The sequence below is a fragment of the Pseudorhizobium xiangyangii genome, assembly GCF_020531965.1.
GTDB lineage: Bacteria > Pseudomonadota > Alphaproteobacteria > Rhizobiales > Rhizobiaceae > Neorhizobium > Neorhizobium xiangyangii.
Genome location: NZ_JAJAWH010000004.1, coordinates 183,905 through 207,522, shown reverse-complemented (window position 1 = coordinate 207,522; position 23,618 = coordinate 183,905). Strand labels below are relative to the sequence as shown.

Below are 23,618 nucleotides of genomic sequence, written 5' to 3'. Positions count from 1 at the left end.
ATGTCACTTCGTGCAATCTTCAACGCTGGCCGGATCATCATGAGCAAGGCGGGGTTTGACGCCCATGGCTCACTCCCCGACGAGAACAAATTGTTCGACAGCAACTGGTTCGCGACGGGCATGATCGCCGCGCAGGGTACCTTCAACAAGCCGTCCAACGCGGAGTTCTCGCACCCCCACGGTCTTGGGCTGCACTATGTGCCAGCAGCGGAAGTCATCCCTCCGAGTAAGAAGCCCATGTGTGCGACCGTCACCAGCACGCACATCATTGTTCCCGGCTTCACCGAGTCTGGGACATATCGCTATACAATCTGGGCGATCTCCCAATGAAGAGGATGATTTTAGGCAACAAGTTCGGCGTGCCGGGCGTCTATATCTCGCAGCCTGGGGACGACATCGATAACCCGACAAAGAGCCTTCTTCTCGACAGCCGTTTCGCCACGATGATGCAGGTGCATTATTACCAGCGAGTTCGTCTCAGCAAGAACGACCAGTTCAACGGCACCTGGCGATATTTCACAACGCAGTCGTATCCCGCCTTGGGCTATGCGCCCATGATCTACACCACCTTGATTACATGGCGGAGCGAAGAGGCGGCATATCCGAACGGTATTGACGTCATCCCCGGAGCCCGAACCATAGATTCCCAAATCATCAATGCTGGATCTTCGAGCATGTCTGCCGAGTTCGTCGCGGGTGGTGCTGAGATGGACCTCGATCTGTTTTTCGTGATCTTCAGGAACCCGGCGATATGACAGAGCGGTTCTTTGTCGGAAACGATGGCGGGGCATTCAAGCTCCGCGTCTCGAAGCCCGGGATCACGGCGCGAAATGCAACTGTCGATCAGTGCTTCCTCCACGAGGGCGGCAGACCTCTGGCCTTCGTTGCGCAAGGTAGCCTCGGTGTCGGGAATGGTGGTTCGGCGTCTGTGGCGCTCGGTCGATCGTTTGCCTATCCACCGGTGGTTGTTCTTCGCTGCGCCACCAATAGAACCGCGGGACGTTACGCAACGAGCGGCGGGACAACCGGTTACTACGCCACCCTGAATATGGCTTCCGGCGTCCTGACCATCTTCAATCAGCTCGGCTACACCGACACCTTCAAGTACGTCGTCTTCATTCCCTCATAAGGGCTTCTTCACATGGCAACATCCTTCTACGACGTCGGGTCTGTGACCCTGACGAACGGCAGCGCCGTGGTGACTGGCGTCGGCACGCTGTGGCAGACCGCGCTCATCACCAATGGTTTCGTTGCGGTCGAGGCGCCTGGCAACCTCCTTCCGATCCTGACCGTCGATAGCGACAGCCAGATCACGGCGGAGCAAGAGTGGACCGGTGCGACCGGCACCTACTCCTACGGCATCCTCCGCCAGACCGACCAGATGCAGGACAACGCCGAGAACAGCCGTGCGCTGGCCTATGTCATTTCGGAGATCCGCAACGGGACGCTGTTCAAGTACGACGGAGCCGGCGATCTCACGAGCCTCGTTCTTCATGACAGTAAACCGAAGGGCTATAGCTATCTTGTGCTGGAGGGGGCCGCCGCTCAGCTTTATGTGAAAGCCAGCAATGCCGAGGGGGACTGGGCAGGGCCATTTGCTTATGGCGTTGGACCAGTAGGCCCGCCGGGTCCAGTTGGTTTTCTCGACTTCAAGGGCGAGTATGACGCTGGCGAAGCTTATGTTGCCAACGACGGTGTCCGCTACAACGGCTCATCTTGGGTGGCGCGTCAGCCAACAACGGGCAACGCCCCGCCAAACCTCCCGACGACGGAGAACGCCTACTGGTCTCTGCTCGCGATCAAGGGGCAGGACGGAACCGGGATTGGCGACATGGTCGCGGCCGTTTACGATCCCCAAGGCAGGCAAGCGGATGTCTTTGCGGAAATTGATGAGAAACAACTTGATCTCGGTCGGAAGCCGATATCCAGCTTCATCGCTACCGGAGTTGAGACGGCAGCCGTATTTGAGATCCCCTCCGGCTGCTTTTCTGTTCTCCTATCCGGTACAGTCATAACATCGGCGGCTGGTGCCCTCACATACATGCGCTTGAGCTTCGATGGCGGGACCACCTATCTTTCAGCGTCCGATAGCTACAACATTGGGCGTCTTGATATGTCGGGATCGACTATAAGTCACTCGGACGCTGGATCGCAAACACAAGTTGTCGCCGCCATTAATAGCGGGCTCGCTGGCGTTCCATGTAAGATGAGCCTTTGTGTGGATTCTCCCGCAGGTTTAGCTGTAGCAAGGTTCAGCGCGGTTTCTTACGCCCTTGGCGTGGGCACCATGGAGCGGCGATTCGAGGAGCACGGTCTTTCGCGTGGGGTGGGGGCCCCGACCCATGTGATGTTGTTTACTTCTTCTGGGACATTCAACGTCGGCACTCGTGTACACGCGGAGGCATTCTAATGACCATTACAGTCTGGGAGAATGGCGTACTGAAAGAAAAGCCAGCGGGCTTCATAGCGCCCATTGGTAATGCCTTCGTGGGCACTATCTCGAATACTGCGCTAACCCCCCGTCAGCTGCGACTGGGCCTCGTTACCAACGGCTTTTCGCTGGATCAGGTCGATGGCGTAATCAACGCCATCGAAGATCCGCAGCATCGCGCCATTGCTATGATCGAGTGGCGGGACGCGTCCCAATTCGAGCGAGATCATCCACTCATTGCGCAGGTCGGTGCTGCACTAGGGCTAACTGGAGATCAGATTGACGGGATGTGGGAACAGGCACTGCCTCTCTAGGCGCGTATGTCTCTGGTCTGGAGGGTGCCGCTCCGGAGGCGGGCATCTACCCATTTGCCAAACTTGATCATCGGTCTCTCGATGCAAGCGTATGACAGGTAGGCGGCAACCAGGACCAACAGTGTCGTCGTAATTAGGATCACGTAGCTGTTTCCGATGAAATTTCTCAGGATTGATATGAGCAATATTCCGAGGGGGACGTGAAGCAAGTAGATTGAGTAAGTCATGCTGGAACTATGATCCACAGCCTTGCCCCACCGGGACCAATCCCACGAAGATATCCAGACGAAGAAACCAAATAAGGAAAATACTACAACCTGAGAAATAAGGTTGAAATCCTGATGCAAACGCATCTCCATTGGTCCTGTGACTAAGAGACGAGCCCCATTAAACGCCAGTATAACCACTATGGGGGTCATCAGAGACCTGATGTTCATGATGCCATGCTTATTCCTAGCGACCCAGAAGCTTGACCCGATCAACATGAAAAGCAAATACGACAGGTCAACGGCATTGAGACCAAGAGCGTTTGGAGCGTCGGGGGCGGTAGCCACGAAAGCTTGTGCTGCTAGGGCTTGGACAGCAAGCACAGCAAGGATTCCAGCTGAAGCCCACAGGATTTTCCGCTCGGATAGCTGCCCCAATATCGCAATCAGGAAATAGAATTTCCACTCAATGACGAGGGTCCACGTCACTCCAAGAATGTTTTTGTACCCCGTAATATCGTTGGTCAGCGTCATTGTTGACAGTACAGCACCGATGGAAAGATCGCTCCACACCCCGACCAATGCCTGGATTGCCGCCGCCGCCAAGACGGCACAGACGAGCATCGGAAAGATGCGGAACGCCCGGTTCAGGAGAAATACCGTCCTGCTGTAACGCTTGAGCATCGGAGGTACGATCCATCCGCTGATCAAAAAGAACAAGCCCACGCCGACTATCGCAGTCGCTGTGCCCCACTCCGTCAGGAAGAACCAGTCTGGCCGCCACAGCACATTGCTGGCCTTATCGAGAAGTGGGAGATCTGTAGATCCAGACCAGCGGTAATATGGGTCATCTGCAGCGACGTTGCCGCCGAACATTAGGTGCCCCCACAAAACCAATAGCGCAGCAATCAAGCGGGCGACATCTAGGCCATATTCCCTCTGCATTTAGCCCCTGTTCCTACGGCTAGTGTTCATGCGCGTCTGTGAATGAAGATCAATCACAGCGTGCCCCGCTAGTCGAGTGCTTTGTGCGGTCAAACACACACCGACCATCCCACAATCTGGAGAACAATCATGAATGTGCCCATCACGGCGCAGCAACTTCGCTTGGCTGCAAAAGGGAAAGTCAACGAAGCGAATATGAACGCCGTGCTGGATGCTCTCAGCAAGTACGGGCAACGCTTCGGGCTCGATAAGCCGCATCGCCTCTCCCAGTTCCTTGCCCAGGTCATGCACGAGAGCGGAGATTTCAAATACGACAAGGAAATCTGGGGGCCGACCGCTGCTCAGAAACGGTATGAAGGCCGCAAGGATCTCGGCAATACCGCGGCTGGAGACGGCAAGCGCTTCATGGGCCGCTCAGCCATCCAGATCACGGGCCGCGCGAATTATGCCGAATTTACCCGCTGGTGCAGAGCCTTCGCAAAGACAGCCCCCGACTTCACCAAGGAACCTGAGAAGGTCAACACCGATCCCTGGGAAGGTCTCGGGCCGGTCTGGTACTGGGACACGCGAAACCTCAACAAGTGGGCCGACCAAGGCGATATCGAGACGGTCACGAAGCGCATCAACGGCGGTCTCAACGGCTACGATGATCGGGTAAACCGATACTGCCGCATCTCGCTTGTGCTTCTCGGGTATGGCCCGAAGGACGTTGGGCTGTTCCAGAAGGCTAACGGGCTCGATGACGACGGCATTCCCGGTCCAAAGACGCGGTCCTGCCTTCATACCGCCCTTGTCGCGCTCGTGCCTGGAGAAGCAAAGAAGCCAGAGGTTAAGGCGGCACCCGTCACGGAAGAGACCATCGTGGAGACTACCGTCACCGTTCCCGTTGACCGGCCCGTTGTCCCGGCAACGGTCGAGAAAGAGGTTCGCCAAAAGACGGGCTGGGGTGCTTGGCTCACTACCGCTCTGGGCATTGTCGGCGGCTTCGGAACGTGGCTGGCGAGCGCCGAACCTCAACTGGTTATCATCCTCGTGGGATCTGGGCTTCTCTGCGCTGGGCTCATCTTGTTCGGTGGGGAATGGATAGTCAGGCGCGTGAAGTCGATCCGCCGCGAGTTGGAGGCCTGACATGTTGGCCTTCCTTCTTTCACCAATCGGGAAAGCTCTGGGCGCAGCCGTGGTCACCGTCGGCATGATCTCTGGCGTCTTCCTCTACGGCAAGAGCGTCGGGCGTCAGGGAGCCGCTGTGGAGGCGCTCGAACTATCCGTCGAAGTCCTGCGCGAAAGGAGCCAGATCGATGACGAAATCTCTACTTCTGATGCTGCCACTCTGTGCGCTCATTACGGGCTGCCAGTCGAAGAGCAGCGCGAATGTGTGCGACGGCTGGAGCAAGCTTCGGCCGAGCCTTGAGACTGCTGTGTCGATCTCCTCCGGGGATAGGCCTTTCGCCAACCAAGTCGCTACCCACAACGCCTTTGGAACAAAGCGCGGCTGCTGGTGAAGCATCCTTCGAGAGCCGGTTAAAGGGCAGGGTATCGCATGCAGGATGAGAACACAGGGCGCCGCCTCGACGCCATAGAACGGAATGCCAGTGACCTTGCAAGGACGGCGACCGGGATCATGGAAGAGATTGCATCAATTAAAGCGCAGGTGCGGGAACTCGAGAAGCACCATCAGGACTACCGTGTCCGAAGCGCGGCGGAAGCTGAACGGGACAAGGCATTGCAGTCTGACATCGCCAACATCAAAGACGACATCAAGTCGATCAAAAGCCTTGGCAAGTGGGCTCTTACAACCTTCATCGGCGCGATCATCCTTGCCTTTGTCGCGTTCCTCATCAGGGGAGGGCTTGCCCCATGATCACAAAGAACCTCGCGTTCCTCGGCATCTATCTCTCGGCGGTGATGGTCCTGATGATGGGGTTCTTCACCATTGGGCCAGAGCTGGAGACAAGGTTCTGGCCCGCCTATGGGAAATTTCGACTGGTGTCGGTTGAGCCCTATGGAGAGGGCCACTCTCGCGCCGTCTTCGAATTCGAGAAGAAGCGATCCTGCACCCCGGCCGGTTTCGCGTGGTTCAACGGCGAGATCGGAAACAGCTATCAGGTGGTGAATTTCTCGATCGATGGACCCGGCGGAAGCGGCGTACAGCGGCCCACCGGCCACCATGTCTCCAGCCCGTACATCATCGAGGTAAACCCGAACGATGTCCGGACGCGGCTTCTGGGAGAGATCTACAGTCGCTGTCATCCGTTCTGGATCACCCGCTCTGAGGTGTTCCCCTAGAGCTAGCTCGGCGGCAACCCGTTCCGCTCCCTCATCCTATCGTACCAATCCTCAACAGCCTTCGCAGCTTGCCAGTGCTCTTGCTCCCAGCCTTGGTGGGGCATGATCCGCTGTGGAAAGCCTTCGTGCTGCGCCGCTCCGCCTGACCACATGAACATTCCTTTGCGGCTGTGCGTGGTCTTGTCCAGCATGATCCGGCCGATGCAGATCTTGCCATCGTAGGCGCTCCAGTCTTCGTGCCCTTCACCGGGCCACGTCGGCGTCCAGCGGTATTTCTTCTGCCAGGTCATACAAGACACTCTATATTAAGCACTCGGTGATGGAATGTGCGGATGACGAAGCGTCCTCGCAAGCCTAGTGCTCCGCTGCTAGTCGACGAGAACCTGCCAATCAAAGGCGGGAGGGTTAAAAGGCGCGACCCGCATCAGCCTGATCTCCCCTTCGACCCCATGCCTGAACGCATTGAGCCATGCCTTGCAAAGCTGGCGAGCAAGCCGCCTCAGGGCGATGAGTGGTCCTATGAGATCAAATGGGACGGGTACCGGCTCGCGGTCCATATCGAAGCGAGCGGCAAGGTCCGGATCATTACGCGGGGCGGGCATGACTGGACACACCGTTTCCCCGGCATTGCAGTCGCAGCGCGTGAATTTATCCCGAGCACAATGATTCTCGATGGTGAGGCCGTTGTGCTTGATGAGCAGGGGCGTTCTGACTTCGGACGCCTCCAGAACTCGCTGGGTGGGAGAGGCGGAAAGCTACCGGCCGGCAATGCGATCCTGTACGCCTTTGACCTGCTTTATCTCGACGGTCATGATCTGACGAAGATGGAATATGCCGGGCGTCGAAACATCCTTGACGGTCTTCTCGGAGGGCTCGAAGGCGCCATCCGGCTGTCTGATGAGTTCGATGCGGATCCCGACGAGCTACTCCGCCACGCATGCTCCCATGACCTTGAAGGCATTATCGCCAAGCATCGTGACCGGCCTTACCGCTCTGGCCGGACCGGTGACTGGCTGAAGATCAAATGCGTTCAAAGCGAAACGTTCGCGATCGTCGGCTATGAGCCGTCGACGGCGGTGTCCGGAGCCATTGCAAGCCTGCTTCTCGCTGCCCTCAAGGGGCCGGACTTTGTCTACGTTGGGAGCGTCGGGACTGGGTTCAAGCATGACGAGGCGAGGGCGCTCAAGAAGCAACTCGACAAGCTGAAGTCCAGCAACCCTCCTGTGCGCGTTCCTGGAAAGAAGCTGGTGCTGACCGCGCCAACTCTGGCCGCTGAAATAGAATTTCGGGCCTGGACGCACACCGGCACCCTGCGTCATGCCTCTTTCAAGGGGCTGCGGGACGCGGCGGACTGGGCTGAAATCTACCGGATCTCTGACGGGCACGGTAACGACACCCAATAGATTCAGACAGATGGTCCTAAGGGGGTGTTAAGTTGCGTCGCGGAAAGTCGATCTGTAGGCGGCCTGATCAAGTTTGAGCAGTGTTTCAGTGAGGCCACCTAAATCGGAGCGGATAGGCCACAGTATGCGGGCAGCGCACAGGAGGAAAATTCCTGCCTTCTCGACCTTCTCGATGGTTATGCCAATCAGTCGCTCGTCTGCGTGGAGCTGAACAGATTCAAACCTTTTCCCTTCTGGAAGTTCCGATATTCGCATACTCCGCATGTAACCGGCCTCGTTTGGATGGGCACCGTGATCTATCGCGTGTTCGTACAATTCGGAATAGAAAGAGCCGAGCGTTTGGTTCGCCTTAACAATCTGCGCAAGTACTCTCTTGTGCGTGAACATCGCCCTGGTGGCCGCCTTATGCTGCTCCGAATCACTGCGTCGAAGCCAGCATTCGGCGCGAGTGAGGTCACTGCCTATGTATAAAGAGTAAGCTGCGGTCTCAATGCAAAGGCGAAGCATTGTCGCTGTCTCGTAAACCTGGCCGGACGCCACGAGACTGACAGCGGCCCGAAAGCTACTATGTGCTCGCAACATCACAGTCGCGGGGAACCAAGGGTCAATATTTTTCGAGCCATTGAAAAGGTCGTCCACGGCCTTGTCGATTGCCACTAACCGGTTGAAGGGTGCCCTCTTATTGAAAAATGTCGCGTACTGGTTGCCCCGGGCATCGTCAAAGAATTTCGTCAATGGGTCGTTTCCCCACTGAGGGGGAGCCTGATCAGGCAATGTCATTGCGGCCTCTCTTAAAGGTCATTCTCGAATTGATAAAGGTTGTGCCGGTCCGCCACAACCCGACCGGCATTGCGCGGATTGGCGTAGGTGCCGAGGAATACTGCCACACTCCGCCATCCACCGGCGTCCATCGTCGATTTGACGTCTATACCCATCGCGAGCGTGTTGTTCGCGAACGCATGCCGGCCGCAGGTGTGAGACGGCTTGTAGGAGATGCCGGCGCGTTTGCAGACGGCGGAAATCCTCTCGTTGACAGAATGGCGGTTCCGGTAGCGGAATACGCGAGCTTCGGGATCCGGGGCGGTGGCGAGTGCGCGCATTCTTGTCACGAGCTGGTCCGTCATAAACCGCACCGAGTTGTGCTCGGTCTTGGTCTTCACCAGGAGCGCCGTTCGACCGACGAAATCCACATCCTGCCACCGCAGCGAGATAGCTTCCGAAACACGTGCGCCGGTCTGGCTCATGAAGAGCACGAGGCAAGCGACATGAGGCAGTCCGTCTTTTCCGCATTGCCGGACGAACGCGTGCAACCATGCCTGCGATGCAGCCTTCTTCCGCTTCGGTCTTTCCTCCCTGAAATTCCTGATCCTGAAGATCGGCGCCCAACCTCGATCATAGGCATGGTTGAGCACCGCCCGGATTGGAGTGATCGCGCATCGGTTTCGAGTTGCGCTGCTCTGTGTCGGATAAAGTTCCTTCGACAGTTCCTTGATGTCGAAGGGGACGATGTCTGTCAGCATCGCGGTACCGAGATGAGGCAGGATCCTGAAGAGGTACTTTGCTTCTCCACCGTGTTTTACATAGCTGGTGGCTGCTTCTGAAAAGGTCTTCATCTGCGATATCCGGGTATGGATACCCGACTGCAACGTCATGTTCATGGTCGCTCCTCATGGGGAGAACAAACCTCGCACGCGGACCGTTTGCGGACCGATTGACTTGAAAAGACCAGAACAAACCTAGATCAGGTGCGCGAGGCTGGCCCGGAAAAGGTGGGTTTTCGCGAAGCCATCGCCGTTCGGGACGGGGGCTTCGCATCGAAATCGTCTTCTGATTTTAAGCCATCCTGAACTCCGGGATTGGCCGCCAACACGGCGGAACAGATTGAAAACATCTGGTGGGACTTTGGTGGGACTCTCTGCACCGAACGCTGCATTTTCCCCCGTTCCGTTCCCTTTTTCTTCCAAAGCACCAATTTTCCGCTTGCGCCCGAATGGCTGAAAGACTAGGGAAATCATGCTCATTGAGCAGGTCGGGGCGTAGCGCAGCCCGGTAGCGCACTTGACTGGGGGTCAAGGGGTCGCAGGTTCAAATCCTGCCGTTCCGACCAATTAAATCAAATACCTAGTCAGCTCTCCCCGGGGCTGGCTATATTTTTTTGCGGAGCCGCGATTGCACACGAGCCCTGCCGACCCCTTGGACGCACGCCCGGTCCATTTCTTTTCTGATCGATGAAAATGACGCCAGCGGTTTCGAGGGCGGCGGACACGGAGGCGATGAGTTCAGCCCCGAACGCGACGTTTGCAAGTTCTGACAATTGTTCCCGTAATGCAGAGAGCACTCTTCACGCAGCCCGCAGTGCCGGTCCTGCGCGGGATCGAAAAGCCTTTTATTCCCGCGGTGAAACTTCAGCGCTGATTTGCAGGCGCTGACTACTGCTTTACACCCGCCTGAAAAAGGCGGGGTCAAATTATTTTGCGCATATTTTGCGTCTCGTTCTTCCCGCTTTTTTTGCCAAAATTACCGCCTAAGTAAGGTCATAAATTTAATGCGCGCATCTCGATATCTTTCAGTTTCATCACAGCGCTTCCATGAAACTGGGGATGTCGGCCTGTCGCAAGACGCCCTTGTCGGACGCGGTGCGTCCGACTGGTCGAACGGCCAGGTGGCGGCGGGGCGGTCGCCCTTGCTTTCGGGTGTCGCTACGGCAGCGCTTCTGGTGTTCAGCTATGCTGGCGGCGCCCTCCCGAACGTTTCCATCGCCGCATCCCGCCGCCGCTCCCTGTGGTATATCGCGCCTAGCCTGGCCGCCTGGCGCCTGACGCCGGGCTGCTTCGCGCTGGCTGCCGCTCTGCTGGGGCCGCTTTCGGCCAGTTCCGCGCATGCCGACAGCTATCTGATCGGACGGGGCGGCGACGGTGCCGCGGCTGCCCAGCCCGGTGGCAACGGCATGGGCGGCGACGGCGGCGGCGGCGGCATCGGCGGGGGTGGCGCTGGCGGCACAGGGCCCCACGGCGGTGGCGCCGGCGGCGGCGTGGAAACGGGCGGATACCTGGATCCCGGTGGTAATGGTGGCAGCAACCCCGGGTCCGATGGCGGCGTGGGCGGCTACGTGGGCGGCAACAGCGCCGGCGGCGGCGCCGGGGTTGGCGGCGGCGGCGGTGGTGGCCCGCACTCGCCGGGCACGGATGCCGGCGGCGGCGGTGCTGGATTGGGCGGCGCAGGTGGCCAATCGCTGGGTGGCGTTTCCGGTGCAAGCGGAGGAGTGGTTCGAGATATTTTCGGCGGAACCGTGTCCGCCAGCGCACCGGGCCAGGGTGCGCCGGCCGCCGCCGGCGCGAGCACCTCCACCGCGCGCACCTACGATTACGTAGGCGTGGGCGGCGGCGGCGGCGGCGCCTCGGATGCGGCCGGCGGCGGTAATGGTTTCACTGGAAGCTTCGGGTTCTCTGGCGCTCGCCTGACCGTCAATCGATCAATTTTGATCGGCGGCGGCGGTGGTGGCGGGACGGTCGGCTTTGCTGGCGGACGCGGCGGCGACGGCTTCCTGATGTTGAGCAACGGTGCGGAAATGGTGGTGGCCGAGCATCTGCTGGTCGGCGGCTCCAACGGCGGCGGCACCCTGGCCATGGCGAACGGCGGCCGAGGCGGCAGCGGTACGCTCCAGGTATCCGACGCCAGCGTCCTCATCGGCGCGGGCGGCCGATTGCGGCTGGGCGGTGTCGCGGGCGGCGGATCGGGAGCGTTGTTGCTCGGCCCGGGAACGCTGCATTTCGGTGCCGGCGCGACCTTCGTCATCAACGACAACGGCGCCTTGCGGTTCGGCGGCGCCCCAGGCGCGAACATCGAAGCCGGCAGCATCGTCGGTCTGGGAACCCTGCGAAATGACGGCAGCATCGAGTTCAACCAACGGGACACCGCCCTCCTGGAGGCCACGGTCACGGGCTCGGGCAGGATTATCTCGACCAGCGGCATTGCCACGCTGACTGGCGAGAACACTTACACGGGCGGCACCACGATTGCCGGCGGAACGCTCCAGCTTGGCAATGGCGGCACGAGCGGCAGCATTCTGGGCAATGTCACCAACAACGGAACGTTTGCTTTCAATCGGTCCGATGCGCTCAGCTTTGCCGGCGTGATTTCCGGCAGCGGAGCGGTGAACAAGACCGGTTCTGGCACCACGATCCTGACGGGTGACAGCAGCTACACAGGCAATACCGGCATTTATAGCGGTGCGCTGCAGGTCGACGGCAGCATCGTCAGCAGTGCCCATGTTTATGATGGCGCTACTTTGAGCGGGACAGGCACAGTCGGCTCGGCCATGGTCCGGAGTGGCGGTACGCTTTCTCCCGGATCGACAACGAGCGGTTCTGGTACATTGACTGTCGGTGGTGATCTGACGTTCGCAGCCGGTTCCAGCTATGCGGTGGGTATTGCAGGCGACGGCGCCAGCGATCTCACGCATGTTATGGGAACAGCGTCCATTCTGGGCGGCGTCATATCGGTAACCGCACTGGATGCGCAGAGCAGCTACCAGAACGGGCAGACATATAAGATCCTCACATCGGATACTGCGGTAAGCGGCACATTCGACGATGCGGTGTCGAAATCCGCGTTTCTCGATGCCAACGAAACCTATGATGCCAAAAATGTATATCTGACAGTTTCGACCAAGGGGGCCGATGAGGTGCTCTTCGAAACGGTCGCTGAGACAAAAAACCAGATGGCAACCGCGAAAGCCCTGGATACGCTTGAGCAGTCAGGTCCTTCTCTGGGCCTTTACAACAGGCTGCTGATGCTGAGTGCTGATGAAGCGCGCAATGCATTCGACCAGCTGTCCGGCGAAGCGCATGCCTCTGCAAAGGCAGCGCTTGTTGAAAGCAGCCAGTTCGTCCGCAATGCGATGAACAACCGGCTGCGTTCAGCCTCCGGCACCACGCCAACCCTGCCTGTTATGGCCTATGGACCGGAAACCAAAACGGTCCCCGACGCTTTCGACAGCTTCACGCCCGCCGCAAAGCCTGTAGACCATGGCGCCTGGATGCAGGGCTATGGCTCCTGGGACAGATACGATGGCAATGGCAATGCCGCCGGGCTCGACTATACGACAGGTGGCTTTGTCACCGGTGTGGATGGTATGGTTCTTGACAACTGGCGCCTTGGTTTCCTTGCGGGCTACAGCAGAACAACCTTTGATCTCAATGAGCGTTCATCGTCAGGGCAAAGCGATAATTATACGCTCGGCGCCTATACGGACACACAATGGGCCATGCCGCAGGGTGCACTGGCGCTTCGTTCCGGTCTTGCCTACACCTGGAGCAAGGTTGAGATGGAACGCCTGGCATATTTCTCAGGCTTCTCCGACAGTCTGGGGAGTAACTACAATGCCGGCACTCTTCAGGCCCATGGCGAACTTGCCTATCGCTGGGGCGACGAAGAAACGTTCCTGGAGCCGTTTGCCAACCTGGCCTACGTGCGTGTTCATACGGACAGTTTTATGGAAAGCGGCAGCACAGCCGCCGCATTGTCGGTCGGTAGCGACACACTGGATACCGCGTTTACCACGCTTGGCGTACGGGCATCCAAAGCGTTCACACTGGGCGGTCTTATGGCGAGTGCGCAGGGCTCAATCGGCTGGCGCCATGCCTATGGTGACCTTGCCACCAGTTCGACCAACAGCTTCGTCGGTTCATCGGCTTTCGCCGTCGATGGCGTGCCGATCACCAAGGATGCCGCCACAATCGAGGCGGGGCTGAATTTCATGGTGTCTTCGGATGCAACGCTCGGTATCAGCTACACCGGCCAATTCGGCAACGATGCCTACGAGAATGGCTTCGATGCCAAATTCAGGGTCAGGTTTTGACGTCACAATCAACACACCTGAAACCGTAGATCGTTTCTTCCCCAAAGGTCACAGCGCCGAAATGCTGAAAGCCCCGCCGGGACGACGGGGCTTTCAGTGGTCGTGGAAATGCCGAGAGTAGGCAGCCGGGACCTGGATGCTCACCGGCATGTGTGGCAGATGATCAGGTGATCCGGACGGTTAGCGGCTCCAGGCCCGCAATCGTTCCCACCAGCTCGTCACCGCGCACCACCGGGCCAACGCCATGCGGCGTGCCGGTCAAGATGATGTCGCCGGCCTTCAGTTCGAAGTAGGTGGACAGGTTGGCGATGATTTCAGGCACTTTCCAGATCAGAAGCTCGATGTCGGACTGCTGACGCGTCTCGCCATTCACGGTCAGCTTGATGTTGCCCGAGGAAATGTGGCCGCATTTCTCCACCGGCGTGATCGGGCCGCATGGGCAGGAATGATCGAATGATTTCGCAATCTCCCAAGGCCGGCCGCTGCCCTGGATATCGCGGCGTGTCATGTCGAGTGCGACCCCGTAGCCGTAGATATGGCTGAGCGCTTCGGCCTCCGGAATGTTGGTGCCACCGGATTTCAGAGCGATCACCATTTCCATTTCATGGTGAAAATCGTCCGTCTTTGTGGGGTAGGGCACGTTTCCGCCGTCCGCAACGATGGCATCGGTCGGCTTCTGGAAGAAGATCGGCGGGTCGCGCTCTTCATTGCCGCCCATTTCCCGCACATGGGCGACGTAGTTGCGCCCGACGCAATAGATGCGACGCACAGGAAAGGCATCTGCGGTGCCGACGACAGCAAGGCTTGCTGCCGGCAGTGGCGAGATTACGAAATTTCTTTTGACCGCGGTATCCATGGTTCCTCCTCCAGTTCACCGGTGACGTTCATAATTCAGATTTGGCGCCGCAGCCAGAAAAATCTACGATCCTTATAAAATGCGGCAATGCAGCATAATCATAGATTATTTTGACAATGGGTGAGATCGATGTTTTAGATGTTCGTCATCCGCTGAGGACAGCGGCGTTTTTGGGAGGAAACGGAATGAGGAAACTATCGCATCTGGGCACGATCGGAAGCGTCGGCGCCATTGTCTTCGCCCTGGTTTCAGCTTTTCCTGCCACCGCGCAGGACGTGAAGGACATCACCATCGTCGTTCCGAACCCCTCGGCGATCAATAACTTCCCGCTCTTCGTGGCGAAGGGGGAGGGGTACTTCGAGGAGGAAGGGCTCAACGTCAACGTCGAGGTGGTGAACGGCTCGGCATCTGTCCTGCAGACGATGGCCTCCGGTCAGGCGCAGATTGGCAATCCGGGGCCAGGGCCGTTGCTTGGCGCACGGGCGCGCGGCGAAGACGTCGTGTTCATCTACAATCATTTTCCGAAATCGGTGTTTGGCCTTGTGGTCAAGGACGAGTCGAAGGTCCAGACGCCTGCGGATCTCAAGGGCGCGGTCATCGGAGTGGGCACGGCCGACGGAGCCGAAGTCGGCTTCACGCGGGCCATCATGGCAGAGGCGGGGCTTTCCGAGGGCGCGGATTATACATTCCTTCCCGTTGGCGATGGCGGCACCGCGGTCGCTGCCTTCATGAATGACGAAGTCTCTGCCTATGCGGCCGCCGTCAGCGATTCCGCGATCATCCAGACGAGGGGCATTCCGTTGAGGGAGATCACCCCGGACGGCGCCCTTTCCTACTTCGGCAACGGCTGGGCGGTTACCCGAACCTATATGACCGAGAACACGGATGTCATCGAGGGCTTCGGGAAAGCGCTGGTCAAGGGCGTGAAGTTCGGCATGGATCCCGCCAACAAGGACAAGGTTCTCGAGCATGCTGCCGCGGGGAACCCGCAGGAAGGCGAGGACAAGGCCTTCGCGGAGACATTGCTCACTGCGATCCAGGACCGGGTAACGCCGGCTGATCCCAAGACGCCCTGGGGCTATCAGCCGCCGGAACACTGGGAGATGTGGCACGCCAGCCTGCAGGAAACGGGCGCCCTGTCCGAGCCGCTGAAGGACCTCAACGCCGCCTACACCAATGAGTTCGTGGAGAAATGGAATCAATGACGGTTCTGGAGAGAACCATCGGTGAACAGGTCGGCCCGCGAGGCCGACCTGTCTACGAGCTTCGAGGGGTCGCCAAATACTATGCACACGGTCATGTCCGGGCATTGGAGGAGGTTGATCTTACCCTGACCGAGGGAAGCTTCTCGTCAGTCATCGGTCCATCCGGCTGCGGAAAGACGACATTGCTGAAAATCATGGCGGGGCTTGTCCCGCCAAGCAAGGGGCAGGTCGTGCTGGAAGGCAAGCCTGTCACGGGCACACGCCGTGATATCGGCATGATGTTCCAGCAGGCGACGCTCTTTCCGTGGCGCTCGACCCTGGAGAATATCGTCCTGCCCATCGAAATCCGTGATGGAAAGGCCTCTGCCAAGGCAAAGCATGACGAGGCGAGGGCCCTCCTTAAACTGGTCGGTCTCGAGGGGTTCGAGAACGCGATGCCCAGCGAACTGTCGGGAGGGATGGCGCAGAGGGCGGCCATCTGCCGGATGTTGATCACGCAACCTGCCGTCCTCCTGCTGGACGAGCCGTTCAGCGCGCTCGACGAACTGGCGCGTGACTTCATGAACATGGAGCTGCAGCGGATTTGCATGGAGCGGTCTGCGACGGCCTTTCTGGTGACGCATTCCATCCCGGAGGCGGTCATCCTGTCGGACATCGTCTATGTCATGTCTCCGCGGCCGGGGCGTTTCGTGGAGGCGATCCACATCGATCTGCCGCGGCCCCGTTCGCTCGACATGATGACCGAGCCGAAGTTCGGAAGCTACGTGAAGCGGATCCGAGCACAACTCGACAAGGGAGCCTTCCTATGACGCATACGCCGACGTCGGATGAAGTCGAGCAGACGACGTGGTCCGAACCCGTCTCGCTGATCGAGACCCTGCCACGCTCGGCCGGAATCATCATCAACCTTCTTGCACTCGTCGGGATCTGGCAGCTGGTACATCTCAGCGGCATCGTTTCTCCGATCATCCTGCCATCCCCGATGGAGACTGCGGGAGACATCGTCTTCATCGGAAAGAACCTGTTCAGCGGCGGCTACATGCTCGCGGCGTTGTGGGTGACGGTGAAGGAAGTCCTCTTCGGCTTCGCAATTGCGATCGCCATAGGTTTCACCCTTGGCATCATCGTCGGTGAATCCGTGTTCGGCGAGCGTGCGGTTCTGCCTCTTCTGGTGGCCATCGACACGATGCCGAAGGTTGCGTTCGCGCCACTGTTCCTGGCCTGGCTGGGTTTCGGCATTGCGTCGAAGGTTGCTCTTGCGGCCTTCATCGCGACATTCCCCATCGTGGTCGCAACGGCGGCGGGCATTCATGCCGCCGACGAGAACGCCAAGATGCTGTTCAAGACGATGGGCGCGAGCCGTTGGCAGACCCTGTTCAAGATGAAGCTCCTGGTCGGCCTTCCTCAGATGTTCACAGGGCTGAAAATTGCAGCGGTCGGCGTCATGGCCGGGGCAATTACCGGCGAGTTCATCGGCGGCGGAAAGGGGTTCGGAGAGTTGATCCGGGTGGCAGCCTCGCAGCTGAACACCCCCCGCGTCTTCGCGCTGATCCTTTATCTCAGCCTGCTCGGCCTGGCTCTTTTCTGGGTCGTCGTATGGGTTGAGCGCCGCGTCGTCTTCTGGCACAGCACGACTGCGGCCTCCAAGGGGAGGTAATCTGAAAGCCGACGATGAAGCCCCAGCTCCTGACTGAAACGCCCGAGAAGGCGACCACGGCAACGCTGGTTTACCAGCGGCTGCGGACCGATATCCTCAAGGGCGTTCTCAAGCCGGGGCAGAAACTGCAAATAGACGCGATCGCCGCCCGCTACGAAGCGGGCGCCAATCCCGTTCGCGAGGCCCTGAACAGGCTGACGTCGGAACGCCTGGTCGACAGGAAGGATCAACGCGGCTTCTTCATTCCCGAAATCCATATCGAGGATTTTCGCGATCTGGTGAAAACCCGTTGCTGGATCGAGAGCAAGGCGCTTGAGGAATCGATCGCCCACCGGACCCAGCAATGGGAGGACAACGTCATCCTCACCTTCCACAGGCTGGCCAGCACGCCGATACGGATGCCGGAGGATGGGGGCGACAATTCCGAGTGGGAGGCGCGGCATAGGGCCTTTCACAACGCCCTCATCGCCGCCTGCGGCTCCGTCTGGATCATCCGTATGTGCAACGAGATGATGGATCACGCGGAACGCTACCGCTACATTTCCATGGTCAAGAGCTATCCTCGTCGGGATTCCGTCGCCGAGCACGCGCGCATCATGGAAGCTGCCATCCAGGGCGACGCCGAGCGAGCAAAATCGGAACTGGTCAGCCAGTACATGCTGACGCTGCAACTGACCGAAAGTCAGCTCGCCGGGGACATCTAAACGCGATCCGGATTGCGCAGGCGGTGGGTGGGAAGCGCCCGCCCGGATGATAAATATCCGGGCGGTATCTGGTCTGCTCAGGCAGTCCGGCGGATAGCGGAGGCGCCGTCATCCATTCGCATCAAACCATTCTTGGCACTTAGCGAACAGGATCTGTTGCAGGCTCCCGCGGTGCCGCCACCTCATCCTTGTCCTCCTCCACCGGCGGCTTCACCCGCAGGAGCTTGAGGACGAAGACGAAGAAGGCCGGGACGAAGAACACCGCCAGGACTGTTGCGGAGATCATTCCGCCGAGCACGCCCGTGCCGATGGCATTCTGGCTGGCCGCGCTCGGACCGGTCGCGATGGCAAGCGGCACGACGCCGAGCGTAAATGCCAGCGACGTCATGATGATCGGGCGGAAACGCACCCGGGCTGCATCCACCGCGGAATCCATGAGGGATCGGCCCTCGGCGTAGTAGTCCTTCGCAAATTCCACGATCAGGATGGCGTTCTTTGCTGAAAGCCCGATGATCGCGATCAGCCCGACCTTGAAGTAGATGTCGTTCGGCATGTCCCGCAGCATGACGGCGAGAACCGAGCCGATGACGCCCAAGGGCACGACCAGCATCACCGCAAGAGGAATGGACCAACTTTCGTAGAGACCAGCCAGAAGCAGGAAGACGAACAAAATACTGAGGCTGAACAGGATAGGAGCCTGCGTGCCCGAGGTGATTTCTTCCAGCGACTGTCCCGACCATTCGAAGCCGAAACCTTCCGGCAGTTCCGCCGCCAACCGCTCCATCTCGGCGATAGCCGCGCCCGACGATTGGCCAGGCACCGGCGCGCCGGAGATCCTCATCGTCGGATAGCCGTTGTAGCCGACGATCTGCGGAGCACCCTTCTGCCACTGGGCAATGGCGAAGGATGACAGGGGAACCATCCCGCCGCTCGCATTGCGCACGTTCAGATTGAGAACATCCTCGACCTGCAGACGCTCGCGATCGTCCGCCTGCACGATGACGCGCTGCATGCGTCCCGCATTCGGATAGTCGTTGATGTAGGACGAGCCGAGATTGGCGGTGATGGCGTTGTTGATATCGGCGAAGGAAACGCCGAACGTGTTCGCCTTTTCGCGGTCGATGACGAGGAGAACCTGCGCTGCGTCCGGCAACCCTTCCATGCGCACGCCGGTCACGATCCCGCTCTGCGAGGCTTTCGCCAGGAGTTGATCGCCTGCCTTCTTGAGCGCATCCTGCCCAAGGCCGGTGCGATCCTGGAGCCTGAAGGAGAAACCGCTCGATGTGCCGAAGCCTTCGATCGGAGGAGGAGAGAGAGCGAAGGTGGTTGCGTCCTTGAGGCCGAACAGCTGCATGTTCGCCCGGTCGGCGATCTCCTGGACCGAATTGCCTTCTCCGCGTTCCGCCCAGTCCTTCAGCGTCACGAAGGCGAGAGCCGCATTAGCCCCGTTCCCCGAGAAGCTGAAGCCCAGGATGGACACGATGTTCTCGACCGCCGGTTCGGCGGAGAAGATCGACTCGATCTGTTTGACCGATGCGAGGGTACGGTTGGCACTCGCCTCCGGCGGGCCCTGGATGTCGACGATGAGGAAGCCCTGATCCTCGTTCGGAACGAACGAGCTCGGCAGGTTGACGAACAGGTATCCCAGCCCGATCACGAGTGCCAGATAGACGACCATCATGCGTCCCGCACGCCGCACTATTCCGGCGACGGCAATAGTATAGCGCGAGGTCAGCCCATCGAACTTGCGGTTGAACCAGCCGCCGACGCCCTTCTTCTCGTGATGCCCGCCCTTGATCGGCTTCAGGAAGGTCGCGCAGAGGGCGGGGGTGAGTGAAAGCGCCAGAAAGGCCGAGAACAGGATCGACGTCACCATCGTCAAGCTGAACTGGCGATAGATGATACCGGTCGAGCCCGGAAAGAACGCCATGGGGATGAAGACGCACGACAGAACCAGCGTGATCCCGAGGATCGCACTGGTAATCTGGCTCATGGCTTTCCTGGTTGCGGCCTTCGGGGACAATCCTTCCGTCGCCATGATGCGCTCGACGTTCTCGACCACGACGATTGCGTCGTCGACGAGAATGCCGATCGCCAGAACCATGGCGAACATGGTCAGCACGTTGATCGAGAAGCCCGTGGCGTACATGACCGCCACTGTTCCGAGCAGCGCGACAGGAACCACCAGCGTGGGAATGATGGTGTACCGGAAGTTCTGGAGGAAGATGAACATCACGACGAAGACGAGAACGACCGCCTCGACCAGCGTATAGAGGACCTTCTCGATCGAAGCGGACACGAAGGGGCTGGTGTCGTAGGGTACGGAGTACTCGACGCCGGCCGGGAAGAATCGCGAAAGCTCCGCCATCTTCTCCTGGACGGCATTGGAGACAGCGACGGCATTGCCGGTGGAGGACAGCTGGATTGCTACCGCAGCACTGGGCTGGCCATTGAGCCGGCTGGAGAAGTTGTAGGTCTCCGCACCATCCTCGACGCGGGCGATATCCTTAAGTCGGACGGTCGAGCCGTCTGGATTGGCACGCAGGATGATCTGCTCGAATTGCGCGACATTCGTCAGCTGGCCCTGGACGAGGACGGTGGCGGTGATGTCCTGCGTGACGGGATTGGGCGCTGCGCCGATCTGGCCAGCGGCAACCTGCGCATTCTGGGCGGTAATCGCCGCATTGACGTCTTCGGCCGTAAGGTTGAGGCCGACCATCTTGTCGGGATCGACCCAGACGCGAAGCGCACGCTGCGCTGCGAAGAGCTGGACGCGGCCGACGCCGTCGATACGGCGCAGTTCACCGAGAACATTGCGGTTCAGGTAGTCGCCGAGGGCGACCTCGTCGCGTGTGCCGTCGGTGGATGTCAGCGACACGATCATCAGGAAGCCCGATCCGGCTTCCTCGACATTGATGCCCTGAGACCGCACGGTCGCCGGGAGGCGGGCCTCGACGCGGCGGATGGCGTTCTGCACGTTGACGGAAGCCTGGTCGATATCCGTGCCGGCGACGAAGGTCGCGTTGATGCTCACCGAGCCGGAATTGTCGGACGTGGATTCGAAGTACTGCAGGCCTTCGACCCCGTTCAACTCCTCCTCGATCTGCCGGGTCACTCCCTGATAGATTTCCTGCGGTGACGCGCCGGGGTAGGAGGTCGAAATCGTTATCTGCGGCGGCGCGACCTTTGGGTACTGCGCGATCGGCAGGAAGGGCAGGGCGATCACGCCGGCGATTGAAATGAAGATAGCGAAGACCCACGCAAGAATGGGGCGCCTGATAAAGAAGTGTGCCATGATCGGTTACTCGGTCGCCTGATCTTGTCGGGAGTTCTGGTCGCCTGGGCTGGCCGTGGGCGTCCACGGCTCCGCAGCGACCTTTCCGCCGGGTTGTACCTTCTGGACGCCATCGACGATGACGCTGTCGCCATCGTTCAGACCGGATTCGACCACCCAGTCCGAACCGGTGACGGCGCCGAGAGTGATATTGCGGAGCTCTGCGGTACCCTCGGCATCGACAACGTAGACCTGCGCCTGGCCCGCTTCCGTGCGCAACACCGCCCGCTGGGGAACGGTCACCGCGGCCTCGCGGATGGCCTGCTCGACGCGGACGCGAACATACATGCCCGGCAGGAGGTCTCCCTTGGGGTTCGGGAATTCTGCACGCAGCGTCACCTGGCCGGTCGTAGGCTCGACACTGGCGCTTGCAAACAGCAGTCGGCCGGAATCGCCGTAGACCGTGCCGTTGTCAAACACGAGTTCGACGCGAGCCTGACCGGGAGCGGGACTGGCAAGCTTGCCCTGTTCGACGGCCCGCTTGAGGTTCATCAGGTCCTGCGCCGATTGGGTGAAGTCGGCATAGACGGGATCGACCTGCTGGATGAGCGCAAGATTCGAGGTTCCATCCGCCGTGACAAGTGCGCCTTCGGTGACGAGTGCCGCTCCGATAATGCCGGTAATGGGCGCACGGACCTCGGTATACTCGAGGTTGATCTGCGCCTCTTCGAGCATTGCTTCAGCAAGAGCTACGTCCGCGTCGGCCTGCGCCAGATTGACCGCGGCCGTATCGTAATCGATGCCTGTGGCGACGTTGCGCTCGCGCAATGTCTTCTGGCGCTCGAGCTGCTGGCGGGCGTTCTGCTGCACGGCCTTCGCCTTCTGCAGTGATGCCTCGGCGCTGGCGACACGAACCCGGAAGAGCCTCGGATCGATGCGGTAGAGCACGTCGCCCTCCTTCACCAGGCTTCCCTGTGCGAAAACCCGCTCCTGGAGGATGCCGGAGACACGGGCCCGTACCTCGGCAACCCGCGTTGCCGCAATGCGGCCCGGCAGTTCGCTCATCACAGGCACCGCACGAGCCGCCAGTTCGACGACACCGACCGCGGGCGGTGGCATTTCGCCACCGGATTGGGCTGCGGCATACCCGGTCGAGGTTGCGACTAGGACGCCGGTGAGCAGGTAGGCCTTCAGGCGGGGAGACAGAAGAGTAATCATGGTTCAAACCCTTGGCGTGTCATCTTGGGGAACAAATTGGGCGTTGTCGGGGTAGGTGGCGTAGATCGTCCTGATGCCTTCGAGGATTTCAGTCCGCTGTTCCGCGTCCCAGCGGTGAAAACTGAAGAGTTCGGTACAGTAAAAGCCCGTAAGTGCGAGGTAGGCCATCAGTGCAGCCTTGGGATGCTTGCCGCCGGACATCGCCTTGAGGTCTGTCGCAGTCCACTCGCGCATCTGTCGCTGCACCTTTTCTTCCGTGGACATGGCGGCGCTGATCGCCAGGGCGACGGCCCTGTCGATGTCGTCCGGCGCCTGTTCAGCCAGTGTGATCCTCCCGAAAAGTTCGGGGTGAGGGGCGTGAGTATGCGCTTCGACGGACTGTTTCACACGCTTGAATTCCTCAGACAGCGTGCGGTCGATCAGGGCTTCGAGAAGAGCGCTCTTCGATTTGTGATCGTAGACGACCCGGGATTTGCTGACACCCGCTTCCTGTGCAACGGCGTCAATAGACAGACCCGCCGCGCCAAGCCGCGTCACGACGCGTTCCGCGGCATCCAGAATGTCGTCAGTTGTTATTTTTCTCGTGCGTCCCAATTCAATCTCCAGAAAGATTGGGATTAATTTATGAACGTTCGTATTTTAATGCAAGAAAAATTCTGGCTCCTTGCACAGAAGCCTATAGCAGGTTAGCGCCAGTTACGAAAAAGCCCCGCAGTGGCGGGGCTTTCAAGTTTGTCAGGCTGGTCTAGATTTCCGGGCAGCCGCGAACATTTGCAAAGACGATACGATCGGGGCCGCGTCGCGTCATACCTTCGACCGTCACGCTACGACGGGTAACGCGGGTGACTTCTGCGCGCCGGAGGCCTTCGTCACGTGCGATCGACAGTGCTTCGCGCGGGCTGCATTCGTCGCGGCGGCGATCCCTGCGCTCATAGTCGCGATCACGGTCACGATCACGGATAACCGGACGGACGCCATCGGGGCCGATCCGCAATTCGATATCCTGTGCATTGGCGATCGTTGAACCGGCCCCCGCTGTGCCGAGTGCCAGAGCTAGGGTTAGTCCCGTTTTTGCCAACATTTTCAGCATGGTATTTCTCCGTAAGGGCGAGTTCTCGCTCCACTGATACGACAGGCGACGCGGGTGGGATGATCAAGTCCCGCGCGGACTGCCTCTGTTATGTTACGCCGCCCGAAAACGCGAGCAGAACAAGGCCGCTGCCTCTAGCTGCAGCCTTTTGCCGTTCGAATCTCGTTCG

At 59.6% G+C, this 23,618-nt stretch carries 24 protein-coding genes and 1 tRNA gene; 16 read left to right on the top strand and 9 right to left on the bottom strand.

The features are described from left to right. The 5 genes from LH464_RS05210 to LH464_RS05190 are packed head-to-tail and all read left to right on the top strand — an operon-like array spanning window position 1 to window position 2,745. The gene (locus LH464_RS05210) at window positions 1-330 is read left to right on the top strand and encodes a hypothetical protein (protein ID WP_226785306.1); all 330 of its coding nucleotides are present in this window, start codon (window positions 1-3) and stop codon (window positions 328-330) included. Beyond that, complete coding sequence (locus tag LH464_RS05205; protein WP_226785305.1) at window positions 327-755, top strand: hypothetical protein; 429 nt, start codon at window positions 327-329, stop codon at window positions 753-755. Before LH464_RS05210 ends, LH464_RS05205 begins: the two co-directional genes overlap by 4 nt. Continuing rightward, the gene (locus LH464_RS05200; RefSeq protein ID WP_226785304.1) at window positions 752-1,129 is read left to right on the top strand and encodes a hypothetical protein; all 378 of its coding nucleotides are present in this window, start codon (window positions 752-754) and stop codon (window positions 1,127-1,129) included. The genes LH464_RS05205 and LH464_RS05200 overlap by 4 nt, the downstream gene beginning before the upstream one ends. 12 nt (window positions 1,130-1,141) lie before the next feature. Then, complete coding sequence (locus tag LH464_RS05195; protein WP_226785303.1) at window positions 1,142-2,410, top strand: hypothetical protein; 1,269 nt, start codon at window positions 1,142-1,144, stop codon at window positions 2,408-2,410. Continuing rightward, window positions 2,410-2,745: a hypothetical protein gene (locus LH464_RS05190; protein WP_226785302.1), complete on the top strand. Its 336-nt coding sequence runs from the start codon at window positions 2,410-2,412 to the stop codon at window positions 2,743-2,745. The genes LH464_RS05195 and LH464_RS05190 overlap by 1 nt, the downstream gene beginning before the upstream one ends. On the opposite strand, the gene LH464_RS05185 is transcribed toward LH464_RS05190, so the two are convergent. After that, entirely contained in the window at window positions 2,742-3,896 is a 1,155-nt protein-coding gene (locus LH464_RS05185) for an acyltransferase family protein (RefSeq protein ID WP_226785301.1), read from the bottom strand. The genes LH464_RS05190 and LH464_RS05185 overlap by 4 nt on opposite strands. Window positions 3,897-4,025: 129 nt before the next feature. Here LH464_RS05185 and LH464_RS05180 point away from each other — a divergent pair, with 129 nt between their 5' ends. From LH464_RS05180 to LH464_RS05165, 4 genes are all read left to right on the top strand, one after another. Continuing rightward, on the top strand, window positions 4,026-5,024 hold the full coding sequence (locus LH464_RS05180; RefSeq protein ID WP_226785300.1) for a glycoside hydrolase family 19 protein: 999 nt from the start codon (window positions 4,026-4,028) through the stop codon (window positions 5,022-5,024). A 1-nt stretch (window position 5,025) separates the two neighbouring features. Further along, the gene (locus LH464_RS05175) at window positions 5,026-5,307 is read left to right on the top strand and encodes a hypothetical protein (RefSeq protein WP_226785299.1); all 282 of its coding nucleotides are present in this window, start codon (window positions 5,026-5,028) and stop codon (window positions 5,305-5,307) included. A gap of 129 nt (window positions 5,308-5,436) precedes the next feature. Continuing rightward, a complete protein-coding gene (locus tag LH464_RS05170; protein WP_226785298.1) occupies window positions 5,437-5,757 on the top strand; it encodes a hemolysin XhlA family protein in 321 nt (106 codons plus the stop codon). After that, window positions 5,754-6,182 (top strand): hypothetical protein, encoded by a 429-nt coding sequence (locus tag LH464_RS05165; RefSeq protein WP_226785297.1) that lies wholly within the window; start codon window positions 5,754-5,756, stop codon window positions 6,180-6,182. The genes LH464_RS05170 and LH464_RS05165 overlap by 4 nt, the downstream gene beginning before the upstream one ends. Window positions 6,183-6,184: 2 nt before the next feature. On the opposite strand, the gene LH464_RS05160 is transcribed toward LH464_RS05165, so the two are convergent. Beyond that, window positions 6,185-6,472 (bottom strand): hypothetical protein, encoded by a 288-nt coding sequence (locus tag LH464_RS05160; RefSeq protein ID WP_226785296.1) that lies wholly within the window; start codon window positions 6,470-6,472, stop codon window positions 6,185-6,187. Between the two features lie 42 nt (window positions 6,473-6,514). Here LH464_RS05160 and ligD point away from each other — a divergent pair, with 42 nt between their 5' ends. Next, entirely contained in the window at window positions 6,515-7,585 is a 1,071-nt protein-coding gene (gene ligD, locus LH464_RS05155) for a non-homologous end-joining DNA ligase (protein ID WP_226785295.1), read from the top strand. 27 nt (window positions 7,586-7,612) lie between these two features. Here the strand turns inward: ligD and LH464_RS05150 are convergent, their stop codons facing one another. Then, complete coding sequence (locus tag LH464_RS05150) at window positions 7,613-8,365, bottom strand: DUF5677 domain-containing protein (protein ID WP_226785294.1); 753 nt, start codon at window positions 8,363-8,365, stop codon at window positions 7,613-7,615. An 11-nt stretch (window positions 8,366-8,376) separates the two neighbouring features. Beyond that, a complete protein-coding gene (locus tag LH464_RS05145; protein WP_226785293.1) occupies window positions 8,377-9,243 on the bottom strand; it encodes a tyrosine-type recombinase/integrase in 867 nt (288 codons plus the stop codon). A 372-nt stretch (window positions 9,244-9,615) separates the two neighbouring features. Here LH464_RS05145 and LH464_RS05140 point away from each other — a divergent pair. Next, window positions 9,616-9,692 (top strand) — tRNA-Pro (locus tag LH464_RS05140). 438 nt (window positions 9,693-10,130) lie between these two features. Continuing rightward, window positions 10,131-13,445 (top strand): autotransporter outer membrane beta-barrel domain-containing protein, encoded by a 3,315-nt coding sequence (locus LH464_RS05130; protein WP_261358562.1) that lies wholly within the window; start codon window positions 10,131-10,133, stop codon window positions 13,443-13,445. 163 nt (window positions 13,446-13,608) lie between these two features. Here LH464_RS05130 and LH464_RS05125 read toward each other — a convergent pair whose 3' ends face one another. After that, window positions 13,609-14,301, bottom strand: coding sequence for a fumarylacetoacetate hydrolase family protein (locus tag LH464_RS05125; protein ID WP_226785291.1), 693 nt, complete (start codon window positions 14,299-14,301; stop codon window positions 13,609-13,611). 185 nt (window positions 14,302-14,486) lie between these two features. On the opposite strand from LH464_RS05125, the gene LH464_RS05120 reads away from it, so the two are divergent. Genes LH464_RS05120 through LH464_RS05105 form a run of 4 tightly spaced genes read left to right on the top strand, consistent with a single transcriptional unit; the run spans window position 14,487 to window position 17,867 of the window. Further along, window positions 14,487-15,506 carry an ABC transporter substrate-binding protein gene (locus LH464_RS05120; RefSeq protein ID WP_226785290.1) on the top strand — a complete coding sequence of 340 codons (1,020 nt, stop codon included), beginning with the start codon at window positions 14,487-14,489 and terminating at the stop codon, window positions 15,504-15,506. Further along, entirely contained in the window at window positions 15,503-16,315 is an 813-nt protein-coding gene (locus tag LH464_RS05115; protein ID WP_226785289.1) for an ABC transporter ATP-binding protein, read from the top strand. The genes LH464_RS05120 and LH464_RS05115 overlap by 4 nt, the downstream gene beginning before the upstream one ends. Further along, a complete protein-coding gene (locus tag LH464_RS05110) occupies window positions 16,312-17,163 on the top strand; it encodes an ABC transporter permease (RefSeq protein WP_226785288.1) in 852 nt (283 codons plus the stop codon). The genes LH464_RS05115 and LH464_RS05110 overlap by 4 nt, the downstream gene beginning before the upstream one ends. 14 nt (window positions 17,164-17,177) lie before the next feature. After that, window positions 17,178-17,867 carry a GntR family transcriptional regulator gene (locus LH464_RS05105; RefSeq protein ID WP_226785287.1) on the top strand — a complete coding sequence of 230 codons (690 nt, stop codon included), beginning with the start codon at window positions 17,178-17,180 and terminating at the stop codon, window positions 17,865-17,867. A gap of 139 nt (window positions 17,868-18,006) precedes the next feature. On the opposite strand, the gene LH464_RS05100 is transcribed toward LH464_RS05105, so the two are convergent. The 4 genes from LH464_RS05100 to LH464_RS05085 form a co-directional block, all read right to left on the bottom strand. Then, window positions 18,007-21,162 carry an efflux RND transporter permease subunit gene (locus tag LH464_RS05100; protein ID WP_226785286.1) on the bottom strand — a complete coding sequence of 1,052 codons (3,156 nt, stop codon included), beginning with the start codon at window positions 21,160-21,162 and terminating at the stop codon, window positions 18,007-18,009. A 6-nt stretch (window positions 21,163-21,168) separates the two neighbouring features. Next, entirely contained in the window at window positions 21,169-22,359 is a 1,191-nt protein-coding gene (locus LH464_RS05095) for an efflux RND transporter periplasmic adaptor subunit (protein WP_226785285.1), read from the bottom strand. Between the two features lie 3 nt (window positions 22,360-22,362). Then, a complete protein-coding gene (locus tag LH464_RS05090; protein ID WP_226785284.1) occupies window positions 22,363-22,953 on the bottom strand; it encodes a TetR/AcrR family transcriptional regulator in 591 nt (196 codons plus the stop codon). A gap of 151 nt (window positions 22,954-23,104) precedes the next feature. Beyond that, window positions 23,105-23,449 (bottom strand): hypothetical protein, encoded by a 345-nt coding sequence (locus tag LH464_RS05085; RefSeq protein ID WP_226785283.1) that lies wholly within the window; start codon window positions 23,447-23,449, stop codon window positions 23,105-23,107. Between the last annotated feature and the right edge of the window lie 169 nt (window positions 23,450-23,618).